This window comes from Neobacillus citreus (assembly GCF_018343545.2).
Lineage (GTDB): Bacteria > Bacillota > Bacilli > Bacillales > Cytobacillaceae > Neobacillus > Neobacillus citreus.
In genome coordinates, this window is record NZ_JAGYPE020000095.1 from 1 (window position 1) to 13,519 (window position 13,519).

The following is a 13,519-nucleotide window of genomic DNA, read 5'->3' on the forward strand; positions in this document are numbered from 1 at the left end:
AGACTGCCGCTGTTCAAACTCTTTTGTCATAATCTCATTCCGCTTGGCAGTTGCCTTCCAGTTAATCCAGGAAAATCGGTCGCCCGGCTGGTAGTCCCTGACGCCGACCGCCATGGTCGTATCGCGCTGGACCCGTTCGCGGGATGCCGTCAAACCTTGGTCATACTGATGCTCAAAGGGACGGTAAAGGAGCTCGGTATAGGCCGGATAGACAATGATTTTCCCTTCAGCTGGGCGTGTTTTTTCCTTTTCAAATAAGCCGAGCGGGTCGCCGGCCCTAAGGGTAAAGGTTTGAAAAAAATGCTCGCCGCGCGGCAATTTATCGATGATATATTCATAGGTAAACTCTTTTTTAAAACCGGGAAACAGAATGGCCTTCGGGGAGCTGGCTTTATCGGCATATTCTAATGATTGGTCCAGGTTATCTTGGACGATTAAATAAAATAACGGAAAGCCTTTCGACCTTTTTATCTGGACGGTTACTTTTAACGGCTCCCCGGCATTGTAATCCGTTTTGGGCAGAATCCTTTTGACTTCCAGTTCGTTCAAAGAATAGAAGGAAAGTGCAACGCAATAAATCGCAAACGGCAGGAAGCTGTAAAACAGAAACCAGCTGACAAATCCCCCTTGGAACATTGCATAGGAGAAGGTCAGGAAGATCAAGAAAAATAACAGGATAAACTTCCAAGCCCTTTTAGTGAATTTCCATAGTTTTTTCATTTTACTTCACAAGCCTTTGGACAGGAACGGGAACTCTGTTAACTACACGGTTCACTACTTCCTCCGAGGTGATCCCTTCAAATTTAGCTTCCGACTTTAAAATAATCCGGTGCGACAGGACGTATGGCGCTAAATATTGAATATCATCCGGCAGCACATAGTCACGTCCAAAAATAAAGGCATAGGCTTGCGCAGCTTTCATCAGAGCAATGGATCCCCTTGGGCTTGCGCCGAGGTATACACTTCCATACCCCCTTGTCCGGTTAACGATATCCACGATATAACGCTTGATCGTATCATCGACAAAAACCTCTTTGACCTCTTGTTGTAGCGCCCGCAGGCCCTCCAGATCAATAACAGGCTGAAGGTCCTCGATTGGCGGCACCTTTTGAGCCCGGTTCAATACCTCGATTTCTTCCTGGATGTCCGGGTAGCCCATCTTCATTTTTAATAAAAAGCGGTCGAGCTGTGCTTCCGGAAGCGGATATGTACCTTCATATTCAATCGGGTTTTGCGTCGCCATGACGAAAAACGGTTTTTGGAGTTTGTGGGTCACTCCGTCAATCGTGACACTCGCTTCCTCCATGCCTTCAAGTAGTGCCGACTGCGTCTTCGGCGAAGTCCGGTTAATCTCATCCGCGAGGATAATATTACCCATCAGCGGGCCAGGGCGAAATTGAAACTCCATTTCCTTTGGGTTATAAATGGACACCCCGGTTACATCTGATGGCAGCAGGTCCGGGGTGAACTGAATTCTCCGAAAGTTAGCATTAACTGATTTAGCTAAGGCACGGACCATCATCGTTTTTCCGACACCCGGCACGTCTTCAAGCAGAACATGGCCTCCTGCCAGCAGCGCGACAAGGCTTAGTTCCGCGACATTTCTTTTTCCAATCATAACCTTTTCAATGTTCGCGAGAATTTTATCTATTGTGGGATTCCATTGTTCATGGGCCAAGGTTGACTCCTCCTCATTCAAAAAACCAAATAATTACATTCTATCTATGTATTCGATTTTTCTCCGAAAAATTCCTGTGAAAAAGACACAGATATTTCAACTATTAGACTGATGATAAGGAGGAAATGTTTCTTACTTTTTTGTTAAATTATAAATGTACGTTTTAACAAGTTTATACACATAACTCTGCCCTGCTGTTTCTGTATTGGGGTTGTATTTTTCACCGTTTACAATGTTATTAGAGACAATTCGAATTCCCAAGAACGGTACTTGGAAGCTTTCTGCAACTTGGGCGGATGATGCTGCTTCCATTTCTTCCACAAAGGTACTGAATAGGCTGTTCAGCCAATTGATTCGGTCCACTTCGTTATTCCATACATCCGCTGAACCGATCGTACCTTCGACAACTTTTCCTTTGTGATACTGGTCCGTTATTTTCATAGCATCAGCAAGCAATGCTTGATCCCCTTCGAAGTAGCGGATTTGCCCCGCCTTCACCTCTTCTTCACTTTCCTCTGAAGCGGTTAAGTCCATAGGCATCCACCTAGTCGGGGTAATCCCTTGATTTTTCCCTCTTATTTCTGTTTTAAACGAGCCGATATTGGTCACTCTTTTACCGACAACAATATCAAATACATGTATATTGGGAACATGGCCGCCTGATGTACCTTGATTAATAATAGCAATCGGGTGATATTTGACGATGGCAATGGCCGTAGCCGCCGCGGCATTTTCCATTCCTTTTCCTGTTTTTGAAACGATAACCGGATAGCGGTTGATTTCGCCTTTGTAAAAAACAAACGATCCATACTTTTCTTTTTTAACTTTTTTTAATCCCTGAATTAACTTGTCAACCTCGACCGGCATGGCCCCTTGGATAACGATCGGCCTTTGTGCTGATTTTGCGTGTACCTCTATTTTAAACATTAAAAAGAAGCTTAAGACTATTAAGGCCGCCGGGATTATTTTCTTAGCAATCATGATTGGCATCTCCCTTTCATAAAATCCTTCAAAAAATAACAAAAAGACTACCTCCTTATTATCAGGAAGTAGTCTCTGATTTAGCCGAAATATATTTGTTCAGGCAGATTCATAACAAGAATGCTCAACTTTTACTTTCGGCGAATAACCGGAAGTATTACATGGGATGGATAGTCTTCCTCGTGATAAATTATTTGCATGGCAGGTCTTGATTCCAGATCTGTCAGCATTGTTCCACCATTATTCATATTTACATCAAATCTAGGGAAATTGCTTGAAGAAACTTCAACCCTGATTCGATGTCCAGGCTTAAAAACATTACTCGTTGCCCACAGGTCAATCTCATATGCTTTTACCTCATTACCAATCCGCTTGTAAACATCGCTAGCCCGGACGATTCCATCCGTTAAATTGTAGGCGGTCCCGTTAGGCAGTACATCCACTAATTTGGCGGTGAAATCGGTATCAACCCCATCCGTTTTAGCATATAAAACCACTTTAATTGGTCCTGTGACCTCTAGCTCATCCTCTAAAACTGGACTAGTAAAAACAAGGACATCTTCCCGTTCTTCAACTGCACGCTGATCAAGAGGCCCAGTTAATGCCCCCGTGTGAAGTAACGTTCCGCCCCCTGTTGTCGGGACAGGGTGTTTGGGATTGAAAACAAATTGGTCAAAGGGTTCGCTTTCGGGAGGTTCGGTAGTAAGCTGCCCATTACCAAATCTAGTATTGGCAACACCTTCACTATGAAAATAGTAAGGAATATGCGTGGTATCAGGTAATGGCCAGATCTCTTCTTCACGCCACACATTTTCTCCCATCACAAAAATCTTAACTGGTTTCTCAGAAAGAAGGCCCGTATCGACCCCTTTTAACCACTGATCAAACCAGCGAAGGTGAAGATTTGTTAGGTCTTCTTTGTAGTTAATCCAGTTTTCTGAAGCATGCAGCCCAAATCTGCGTTCCCCGATGGAAAAACCGAAGTTCCCGTGGGCCCATGGGCCAATCATTAACATTTGCGTTTGATTTGAGGTCTGTTTCAACTTTACAAAGTTAGCAATTGAAGGTCCTAAGAAACAATCGTACCAGCCAGCAAGATGGTAAGCCGGCACGTTTATTTTCTTCAATTTTTCTTCCGTCAATGAAACTTGTTTCCAACCATCATCGTCAGGCTTCCATTCAGCCATTTCGAAAAAATAGCTTAATATGTCCAAACTTTTTAACGGCGGCCATTCCTTCAACGGTGCAGCTGTATACCAATTTTCAACCGTGTCGATATACCCGGCCAATTCCCGCATCTTTTCTTCATATTCTGCTAGGTTCATATATTTTCGTTTAAGCTCATCGCCAGCAATAGACTCAAGTGCCCATGAAACATTCAGGCCTAACTCATAAACCCCATTTCGAAAAAAGCCGCCCTCTCTGATATCACTTAAAGTTTGTGCCGGAAAGATAGCTTTTAAATGGGGGGGATTTTCGGATGCAGCAAGCAATTGTGTATAACCGTAATACGACAAACCAAACATTCCGACGTTTCCATCAGAATATGGCAGTCCCGCTGCCCATTCAACCGCATCATAGCCATCATTTCCTTCGTGTTTAAAAGGATAAAAGTTCCCTTCCGAAGAAAATCGTCCTCTTACATCCTGAATAATCACTACATAGCCATTTTCCACCAAACGGTGCGTGTCCAAATAACGATGAGAATAATACCGTTCATTTTTGTTATAGGGCAGACGTGTAAGTAAAACAGGATATTGATTCCCATCGTTTGGCCGGTAAACATCAGCATATAAAATGGTGCCATCTCTTAACGTACAGGGGACATTTTTTTCAACTAATATTTGATTGACTGCCATTCGGGTATTTCTCCTTTTTCAATCCTATATTTAGGAGTTGATATTGTTTATTAATGGCTTTTGCATAGCCATTACCCTACTTGTGAAGACACTAATGGCAAGCATGATAAATGTGTTAATGGCAATTGCCACTACTCCAATATCCAGATCTTGGATCAAGTGCGGTGCGTGCGGGAAAAAACTTGCCATCGTTTTGTCTGTGATGGTAAAGTACGCAACCAAGGCGACACCTACAACCATGCCGACAGAAGCACCCATTTTACTAACAGGATTGCGCTTCATCAAGCTAAATGCTAATGGCGGGAATAGCTGCAGCACAAAACTATAAGCCATTGTCAATAGAGCAATCATTGTATTTCCGCCGAAAAAGGTAAAATATAACGATACTAATGAAATGATCGGCACAAAGATTTTCGTTAATTGAGCAAGCTTTTTGTCAGATGTTTCTGGCTTAATAGCTTTATAAACATTTTTTGATAAGGTCGTAGCAGCTGTAAGGATTAATAAGGAACAAGGAACAAGGGCTGCCAATAACCCAGCTGAACCAACGACACCGATAAACCATGGCGGCAATGAGGCTTTTGCAATCTTAAATAAAGCGAGGTCGGATGCCGTTCCTTCCAAGTTAGGTAACTGTAACACCGCAGTAAAGCCGATAAATAAGATAAACACGAGAATGATTTGATATAAAGGCAAAATGGCCGTGTTTTTCCTTAAAGCAGATTCACTCTTGGAAGATAAACTAGCTCCAAAGCAATGCGGCCACATATACTGCCCCAATGCAATGGTTAGACAGATGGAGACATACCAAGAAATACTCAAACCTTGATCAGGCATTAACAGGAATCCTGGTTTAGCTTGTTCCAATGTCTCGAACATTGGCTGAATGCCGCCATAATAATGGATTGGCAAATAAATACCTAAAAACAAAATAACTACAAGCATAAGCAGGTCTTTTAAAACTGCTGTCCAAGCTGACCCGTGAATACCTGAAATATATACAAAAATCGTTACAATAATCATTCCAACCCAAACGGCAATTTTCGGCGGAATCATTCCGTAGGATGCCTCGGACACAATAATCTGAAAACCCTTTAATTGCAAAACAATATAAGGGATCATGGATATAACACCAATTACAGCAACAAGCAACCCTAAGGATTTACTGTTATATTTCTTCGCAAAAAAGTCGGATTGTGTCAGCAAATTATGCTTTTTTGCATAACGCCAAATAGGTGGCAAGATCCAAAATGGAATCACATAGGTCAACGCACAAAAAATGTAGATGGTAGGACCTCCCATTCGATATGCGCCACCACTGGCACCCAGGAACACAAAGGTGGAAAACATTTCACCAGCCATTAATACGAACATGATGAGAGAACCGAAATTTCTCTCCGCAACCGCCCACTGCTCAAGCTTCATTTCTTGCCCTTTACGCGCACGAATTCCCAAGTATATAGCTGCAAATAGGGTTAATCCAATAATTAGAATCGAGCTATTCATTGATTTTCCTCCTGTTTATCATAGATAGCATTACAGATATATAGGCAGACAGAAGTTAACACCAGCCATAAAGCCGACCAGAATACAATAAACGGAAGGCCAAGTACATAAGGTTCAATTCGATTGATGACAGTTAGTGAGCCGATAGCGGGAATGATGGTTAATATAGCAATCCATTTCTTCATGGGGTAAAATTCCTTCCTAAATAGAGTGGTGATTGTTTTGCTGCATAACAATAGTTCGTAGAAGTTGATATCCGAAATATAATATAGAATATTGATAATAGTCAGAAAACTAAATAGATACTTTGAGAAACTATACCTCTCCTAGTATGAATCAGTTTATGATTAGGAGAGGTTGATATAAGTTCCTTTATAATGCTTTCTTTTCAAGAGTTTCCGTATTTTTAGCTGTTTTGTTGCTTGATATCTGAACTAGTTCAGCTTTGAGCCCTTTGAAGGTTGAATAACACATAACCAACATTAGTATGGCAAGCGGGATGGATGTTGCGACAAGCGCAGATTGCAGTCCCTTTAAGCCGCCAGTTAAAATTAGAACAGCAGAAACCGCAGCAATGACGACACCCCAAATGATTTTAGTAATTTGAGTAGGATTTGGATTACCGTTTTCACTGATCATTCCCAATACAAAAATAGCAGAATCCGCAGATGTAATAAAGAAAATAATCACGAGTACCATTGCCAAGACAGATAAGAACGTGCTCATTGGGAAGAAATCAAAAAACTTAAATAAGGCAGATGTTACATCTGAAGAAACAGCTTCAGCAATTGCTGTTTTACCGTGATTTTGAATTAGGTCGAGTGCCGAACCTCCCATAACAGCAAACCACAAAAAGGAACCGAGAACCGGAATAAAGACAGCACCCATCATAAATTCTTTAATGGTTCTTCCTTTTGAAATCCTCGCTACAAAGCTTCCTACAAGCGGAGCCCAGGCAATCCACCAGCCAAAATAGAACAGCGTCCAACTACCAATCCATTCACCTTTCCCCGCATTATACGGCTCCATGCGAAAGGACATGCCGATAAAGTTTTGGGCATAATCGCCAATTCCTTGTAAAAAGATTTTAAAAATGGACTGTGTAGGTCCAAGAATCAACATAAATCCTAATAAAGCGAATGCTAGCAGCATATTAAGATTGGACAAGTGTTTAATACCGGCCTGCAATCCAGAAACCGATGATGAAAGATAAAGAATCGTTGTAATAGCAATGATGATAACCTGAATATAAAAACCTACTGGAATACCCCAAAGATAATTCATACCGCTGTTTACTTGCAATGTTCCAAAACCAAGGGAAGTAGCAATTCCAATAACAATGGATAAAATAACTATGATATCAATAAATTTTCCAAAAGAACCTTTAATCTTGTCACCAACTAATGGATAAAAAACAGAACTTAATGATGATGGCAACTTCTTTCTAAACTGGAAAAATGCTAAAGAAACACCAACAACAGCATAGCATGCCCACGCGGAAACTCCCCAATGCAGATATACAATTTGCATCGCAAGCTTTGCTGACTGCTCAGAATTTGCCTTCCCAAAAGGAGGGTCAATATAATAGGAGACAGGTTCTGCCACGCCCCAAAAGACAAGGCTGATGCCAATCGACGCGCTGAAAAGCATGGCAATCCATGTAGCTGTTTTATATTCCGGACGGTCGGAATCATCGCCTAAACGGATATGGCCAAATTTTGATATGGCAATATACATACAAAAGGCAAAGAAAACAAACACACTTCCAAGAATAAACCAACCTAAGTTGTTATAAATAAAGCCTAGTGATGAATTTGAGAAATTCTCCAGTTGCTTCGGAGCAAAAATACCGACACTGATCAGCAACAGACTTAGAACTAATGAAATATGAAAAACAGCTTTCTTGCTATTCATCTAATCACCCTTATCAGTAAATTTCAATTTTTTCCTCTTAATTACTTGTAAGCGATTTCCAAAAGTTGTATAAAAATAAAGAAAATTATTTATAATCAAAAATAATATAGCAGTCTATGGAGGAATTTCTCCTCATAGACCGCCGATCAAACATTATTTTAACACTTTAGATGCTGCGAGAGATCTGACAATACCTTCCACTCGGTCTCCTACCTCAGATGTAGAAGAGGTACCCTTCATATCTGGTGTTAGAATCTTACCTTCCACTAGCAGCTCCTCGATGGCATCTAGAACTAGCTTTCCATAGTTTTCATATCCAAGGTGATCCAACAGCTGACTTGCGGACCATATCGTTGCCAACGGGTTAGCTAAACCAAGACCTGCAATATCCGGCGCAGAGCCATGAATCGGTTCAAACATCGATGGGAAGTTTCTTTCAGGATTGATGTTCGCACCGGCAGCCAGTCCAATTCCTCCAGCTAAAGCGGCACCTAAATCTGTTAAAATATCACCAAATAAATTTGAAGTAACCACTACTTCAAACCGTTTCGGGTCGGTTATCATCAGCATCGCAGCTGCATCAACGAGATAGGAGGCCGTTTTCACATCCGGGTAGTCTTTGCTGACTTCCTCAAATACTTGATCCCAGAAAACCATTGAATAGTTTAAGGCATTACCCTTACTGATACTAGTCAGAGATTTGCCTTCTTTTCTTGCTGTTTCAAAAGCGTAGCGGATCACCCGTTCAGTGCCTTTGCGGGAAAACACTCCGGTTTGCAGCACGACTTCATTTTCTTGGCCCTTAAATAACCACTCACCAGCTCCGGCATACTCCCCTTCACTGTTTTCACGGATAAACAGCATGTCCACATCTTTCCGATTAATATCTTTCAATGGACATGGTGCGCCATTGATTAACTTAATGGGACGGATATTGATGTATTGGTCAAAGCTTTTTCTGATTTTCAACAACAAGTCCCATAAGGAAATATGGTCAGGTACACCCGGAAATCCGACTGCACCTAGAAAAATGGCGTCAAAGCCCTTGAGCTTTTCGATTCCATCCTCATCCATCATGACACCGTGTTTAGAATAGTACTCACAGCCCCATGGAAAATAGGTGTACTCGAACCTTAGGCTGCCATCTAACTCTGCAATTTTATTTAAAACCTTTATTCCTTCCTGCAATACCTCGGGGCCGATTCCATCCCCGGGTATTACAGCAATTTTATATGTGCTCATTATTTGTCTCCTCGGTTCCAAACAACTAATTTCAATTCTGTCATTTCCTCAACTGCATATTTGATTCCTTCGCGTCCAGTTCCGCTTTCCTTCACGCCGCCATATGGCATATGGTCTACCCTGAAAGTAGGAATGTCGTTGATCATCACCGCCCCGACTTCTAGCGTTTCGCTTGCAAGCAAAGCCTGATCAACATTTTTTGTATAAACCCCAGCCTGGAGCCCGTATCTTGAATCATTTACATATTCAATTGCTTCTTCAACGGAACTTACCTTATTCACAATCACAACCGGAGCAAATACTTCCTGGCAAGACACCTTTTGTTTCGGGTCAACATTGGTTATAATAGTCGGCTCTAAAACCCCATCTTCTGTAAGCTTACCGCCAGCTACTATCTCTGCGCCATTTTGCTTCGCTTCTTCAATCCAGACTGCCGCGCGCTCTGTTTCTTTTTTGGAAATTAACGCTGATATATACGTATCAGGGTTTAACGGGTCACCTATTTTTAATAGTTTTGCCGCCGCCGCAAACTTTTCAACAAATTGATCATACACATCTTCATGGGCATACACGCGCTGCAAAGAAATGCATACTTGGCCTTGGTTGGAGAAAGCCCCCATCACACAGCGGTCGATGATTTGATCAATATTTGTATCTTTATCTAAAATAACTGCCGCATTAGAGCCCAGTTCTAAAGTCGTTCTTTTCAATCCCGCCTTGTTGCGAATCGCAATTCCAACTGCCGGGCTGCCGGTAAATGTAATCATCGCTACTCTGTCATCGCGGATGATTTCTTCCCCTACAACCGAACCAGAACCTGTTACCACATTTAATACACCGTCCGGTAGACCTGCCTCTTTGAAAAGCTCTGCAATGTAAAGAGCGGATAATGGTGTTTGCGAAGCCGGCTTTAATACGATGGAATTGCCTGATGCTATCGCTGGTCCTACCTTATGGGCCACTAGATTCATAGGGAAGTTGAACGGCGTAATCGCACCGATCACCCCAATCGGCTTGCGGAGAGTATAACCGATTCTTCCTACTCCTCCAGGAGAAGCATCAAAAGGAAGGGTTTCCCCATGAATTCTTTTTGCCTCTTCCGCCGCGAATTTATAGGTTTCGATTGTTCTTGAAACCTCTCCTCTTGCAAAAGAAATCGGCTTAGCAGACTCTCTTGAAATAACTTCCGCCGCTTGGTCTAACCTTTCTTCCAAGAGTTTTACTACATTTTCCAAAATGGCTGCCCGTTGATAGGACGGCATTTTGGAAATTACTTGGAATCCAGCTTGAGCTGATTTTATGGCGTCCTTTGTCAGTTTTTCATCTGCCATTGCAATCTCAGCAATCAGCTCTCCAGAATATGGGGAGTAAAGAGGGGCATATTTTGCCGCCTCTACGTCTGCTCCATTAATAAACAAATGCTTTTTCTCAGCTGCTGCCACCTTACTCATCGCCCTAATGCCTCCAATACCATGTCGTGGAATTGTACGATTGCCTTTTCTGAGGAAGAATAAACTCCTTGGTTAAAGGCACGGGAACGGAATCCAATCTGCTCCAACTCTACTAACTCCACATCTTCTTGTCTTACTTGCTCGGCAAATGTGACAAGGTCCTGTTCTTCTTGGGATAAATTCTCATCCCTGAAATAGTAAGTGTATACTCCTAAAGTTGTTTCATGGTCAATCGGAACCATTTGAATGGTTGCCATATTGGCAGGTCCTGGATAGATCGTTACCATTAGGTTTGGCCATAACCAGTAGAACTCCCCGCCTTGGAATTCTGCTTCATTTAAGTCAGTTGATCCCATTGTTTTATCCGGTTTAACCACTGATGCTTGAACGGAATAGTTTTGGCAAGTAACAATTTGATAGTTTTTCATATCAAGTGTTGCTACAAAGCTAGGATGTGCAACATGGCAATGGTCACACTCTAAATAGTTATCGATAAACGCCTTCCAGTTTGCTTTAATCACACGTGTTTTTTGGTTAATTCTCTTAAGTTCGCCTAAGAATGGGAACTTTGCTAGACGATCGAAGAAATCGCCGTACACTTCAGCTAAAGGTGCAGCATGATCATCAAGATTAACGAAAATGAGTCCCTCTCCAATTTCCATTCTTACAGATCGTAAGCAGCGGTCGCTGACACAATGGGCATCTTCGCCAGTGAAGTTTGGTGCCTTATTCAACTGTCCATCTAAATGGAAGGTCCAGCCGTGGTAGCCGCAGGCAAAAATTTTCTTGGTTCCAGCGTCTTCTTTTTCAAGTTTTGTTGCACGGTGCGGGCAGACATTGTAGAATGCACGAATCACTTCGTCTTTGCCGCGGGTAACAAGAATTGGCTCGCCTGCAACTTCACAGGTAAAGAACTGGCCGACTTTCTCAACTTGGCTTACATGACCGACTAACTGCCATGACTTAGCGAACACATCATTCATTTCCTGCTGATACACCTTTGGGTCTGTGTATAAATCATAAGTTAATGTTCTTTCATAGACTTTGTTCGACTTGTTTACGACTGGATTATAAGTAGCCATACTAATTCTCTCCTTTTATTCTTAAAATTTTTTATTAACAAGATAAATTGCTATGAATCTTCTAGATTACTAGATTGAGTCAGAAACAATTCATCTTACTTGTTCCCCAAAAACGGGTGAAGGCAGAATAAACCGTTTACAAAGGAACGAATATTTTGTTAAATTGTATTAGTGTGATTTAAATCACTTATCTTTTCTTAATGCAAGTATCGTGCCAATTATTAAAAATGCATTATAATTAGGAAAAGTGTCAATTTTCGTTCACTTAGTAGCCGGAAATCGAGTTGTTTCCAACTCATTTGAATTATTTTCAACTCAAATTTAATAAGGGGCTGTCCTCCTATGTTAGAAAATATCCAAATACCCGAAATAACAGGTGAAACATTAAGAAAGATCTTAGACCATTCCTCTGATGAGATATTTGTTATTGACCGGGATCAAAGGATTATTTTTGTTAATAGTGTTTGCGAAAAGCATTACGGTTTAAAGCCAGAGGATGTGGTCGGAAAACAAAATGCGGAATTACTTGAAATGGGGTATTGGAAGCCCTCGATTATACCTTTGGTTTTTAAGGAAAAAAGGCCAGTTACCATCCGGCAGTCCACCTATATTGGGGCTGAGCTATTAACGACGGCGGTTCCGATATTAAACGAGGATAATGAAATTGAACTGATTGTTACTACCTCACAAGAGATGCAAACGTTTAAGCAGATTAAAAAAGAAAGAGAAAATCATCCAGCGGAATCTCCTCACTCCACTCCAATCACGAATTGTCAAAAGATGAAGGACATTCTGAAGGTCTGTGAAAAAATTGCGAAAGTAGATTCAACCATATTAATTCAGGGGGAATCAGGAACAGGAAAAGGCGTGCTGGCTCAGTACATTCATGATATAAGCAAGCGGAAAAACAAAACATTTCTAAAGCTTAACTGTGCAGCCCTGCCTGAAGACCTGCTCGAATCAGAGCTTTTCGGTTATGCCGAAGGAGCATTTACCGGTGCCAGCAAGCATGGTAAAAAGGGATTACTGGAGATAGCTGATCAAGGGACATTGTTTCTGGACGAAATTGGTGAGCTTCCTTTGTCGCTGCAAGCAAAATTATTGCAGGTTATCCAGGAAAAACAATATCTGCCGATTGGCGGTTACGAAATGAAAAAAGTGGATGTCCGGATCATCGCAGCTACAAACCGAGATTTAGTTGAAATGGTGGAGAAGAAAGATTTTCGCGAGGATTTATTTTACCGTTTAAATATCATCGATATTCACCTGCCGCCGCTGAGGGAGCGCAGAGAAGACATTATTCCCCTGACCTATAATTTTTTATATAAATTTAATAAAAAATATGAGATGAATAAAATTATCTCTCAAGATTGCATGGATATCTTTTATGCATACTCATGGCCGGGAAACATCCGCCAGCTTGAAAATGTAATGGAAAGGCTCGTTGTCACCAGCGACTCTACCATCCAGAGGTATGACCTGCCTGAGCTCATTTCGCAAAACATCCAGCCGCAAACTCAGTACAGCCTTCCCGCAAAACTTGACGATGCCATTGAGCATGTAAAGAGTACGTTAATTGTCCAGTCGTATAAAAAACATAAGAGTTCGAGAAAAGTAGCAAAGGATTTAAATATCAGCCAGACCCGGGCTGTAAAGCTAATCAGCCAGTATTGCGGGGAAGTTGAAGAGTAATTGATAGAAGATTTATTCAAAAAAAGGTTGCGGGAGTTTGATATGCTCCCAATAAGGTAGACAGATGAAATAATAAAAATCTGTTTACTTTATTGGGGGCTTTTTCTATGGCAA

The 13,519-nt window shown here is 41.6% G+C and carries 11 protein-coding genes; 1 reads left to right on the forward strand and 10 read right to left on the reverse strand.

Annotated features, from left to right (window positions below; all coding sequences use genetic code 11):
• The 10 genes from KHB02_RS28000 to KHB02_RS28045 all read right to left on the reverse strand — a co-directional run.
• Window positions 1-720 (reverse strand): DUF58 domain-containing protein (locus tag KHB02_RS28000; RefSeq protein ID WP_241114152.1); only part of this gene is annotated, 720 nt, incomplete at its 3' end.
• A gap of 1 nt (window position 721) precedes the next feature.
• Window positions 722-1,678, reverse strand: coding sequence for an AAA family ATPase (locus KHB02_RS28005; protein ID WP_213148353.1), 957 nt, complete (start codon window positions 1,676-1,678; stop codon window positions 722-724).
• Between the two features lie 132 nt (window positions 1,679-1,810).
• Window positions 1,811-2,605 carry a 5'-methylthioadenosine/S-adenosylhomocysteine nucleosidase gene (locus KHB02_RS28010; protein ID WP_241114153.1) on the reverse strand — a complete coding sequence of 265 codons (795 nt, stop codon included), beginning with the start codon at window positions 2,603-2,605 and terminating at the stop codon, window positions 1,811-1,813.
• Between the two features lie 185 nt (window positions 2,606-2,790).
• The gene (locus tag KHB02_RS28015) at window positions 2,791-4,518 is read right to left on the reverse strand and encodes a CocE/NonD family hydrolase (protein WP_213148354.1); all 1,728 of its coding nucleotides are present in this window, start codon (window positions 4,516-4,518) and stop codon (window positions 2,791-2,793) included.
• Between the two features lie 30 nt (window positions 4,519-4,548).
• Window positions 4,549-6,024, reverse strand: a complete 1,476-nt coding sequence (locus KHB02_RS28020) for a sodium:solute symporter family protein (RefSeq protein ID WP_213148355.1) — start codon at window positions 6,022-6,024, stop codon at window positions 4,549-4,551.
• Window positions 6,021-6,209: a DUF3311 domain-containing protein gene (locus KHB02_RS28025; protein WP_213148356.1), complete on the reverse strand. Its 189-nt coding sequence runs from the start codon at window positions 6,207-6,209 to the stop codon at window positions 6,021-6,023. Before KHB02_RS28025 ends, KHB02_RS28020 begins: the two co-directional genes overlap by 4 nt.
• A gap of 187 nt (window positions 6,210-6,396) precedes the next feature.
• Window positions 6,397-7,938 (reverse strand): BCCT family transporter, encoded by a 1,542-nt coding sequence (locus tag KHB02_RS28030; RefSeq protein ID WP_213148357.1) that lies wholly within the window; start codon window positions 7,936-7,938, stop codon window positions 6,397-6,399.
• A gap of 153 nt (window positions 7,939-8,091) precedes the next feature.
• Window positions 8,092-9,180, reverse strand: coding sequence for a tartrate dehydrogenase (locus KHB02_RS28035; RefSeq protein WP_277398406.1), 1,089 nt, complete (start codon window positions 9,178-9,180; stop codon window positions 8,092-8,094).
• The gene (locus tag KHB02_RS28040; protein ID WP_213148358.1) at window positions 9,180-10,631 is read right to left on the reverse strand and encodes an aldehyde dehydrogenase family protein; all 1,452 of its coding nucleotides are present in this window, start codon (window positions 10,629-10,631) and stop codon (window positions 9,180-9,182) included. The genes KHB02_RS28035 and KHB02_RS28040 overlap by 1 nt, the downstream gene beginning before the upstream one ends.
• Window positions 10,628-11,713, reverse strand: coding sequence for an aromatic ring-hydroxylating oxygenase subunit alpha (locus tag KHB02_RS28045; protein ID WP_213148359.1), 1,086 nt, complete (start codon window positions 11,711-11,713; stop codon window positions 10,628-10,630). Before KHB02_RS28045 ends, KHB02_RS28040 begins: the two co-directional genes overlap by 4 nt.
• Before the next feature lie 342 nt (window positions 11,714-12,055).
• Here KHB02_RS28045 and KHB02_RS28050 point away from each other — a divergent pair, with 342 nt between their 5' ends.
• Window positions 12,056-13,405, forward strand: coding sequence for a sigma-54 interaction domain-containing protein (locus KHB02_RS28050; protein WP_213148360.1), 1,350 nt, complete (start codon window positions 12,056-12,058; stop codon window positions 13,403-13,405).
• Window positions 13,406-13,519: the final 114 nt, after the last annotated feature.

Excerpts from the sequence above, each read along its gene's own strand:
- KHB02_RS28030 (WP_213148357.1), bottom strand. The coding sequence starts at position 7,938 with ATGAATAGCAAGAAAGCTGTTTTTCATATTTCATTAGTTCTAAGTCTG.
- KHB02_RS28035 (WP_277398406.1), bottom strand. The coding sequence starts at position 9,180 with ATGAGCACATATAAAATTGCTGTAATACCCGGGGATGGAATCGGCCCC.
- KHB02_RS28015 (WP_213148354.1), bottom strand. The coding sequence starts at position 4,518 with ATGGCAGTCAATCAAATATTAGTTGAAAAAAATGTCCCCTGTACGTTA.
- KHB02_RS28020 (WP_213148355.1), bottom strand. The coding sequence starts at position 6,024 with ATGAATAGCTCGATTCTAATTATTGGATTAACCCTATTTGCAGCTATA.
- KHB02_RS28010 (WP_241114153.1), bottom strand. The coding sequence starts at position 2,605 with ATGTTTAAAATAGAGGTACACGCAAAATCAGCACAAAGGCCGATCGTT.
- KHB02_RS28025 (WP_213148356.1), bottom strand. The coding sequence starts at position 6,209 with ATGAAGAAATGGATTGCTATATTAACCATCATTCCCGCTATCGGCTCA.
- KHB02_RS28050 (WP_213148360.1), top strand. The coding sequence starts at position 12,056 with ATGTTAGAAAATATCCAAATACCCGAAATAACAGGTGAAACATTAAGA.
- KHB02_RS28040 (WP_213148358.1), bottom strand. The coding sequence starts at position 10,631 with ATGAGTAAGGTGGCAGCAGCTGAGAAAAAGCATTTGTTTATTAATGGA.
- KHB02_RS28045 (WP_213148359.1), bottom strand. The coding sequence starts at position 11,713 with ATGGCTACTTATAATCCAGTCGTAAACAAGTCGAACAAAGTCTATGAA.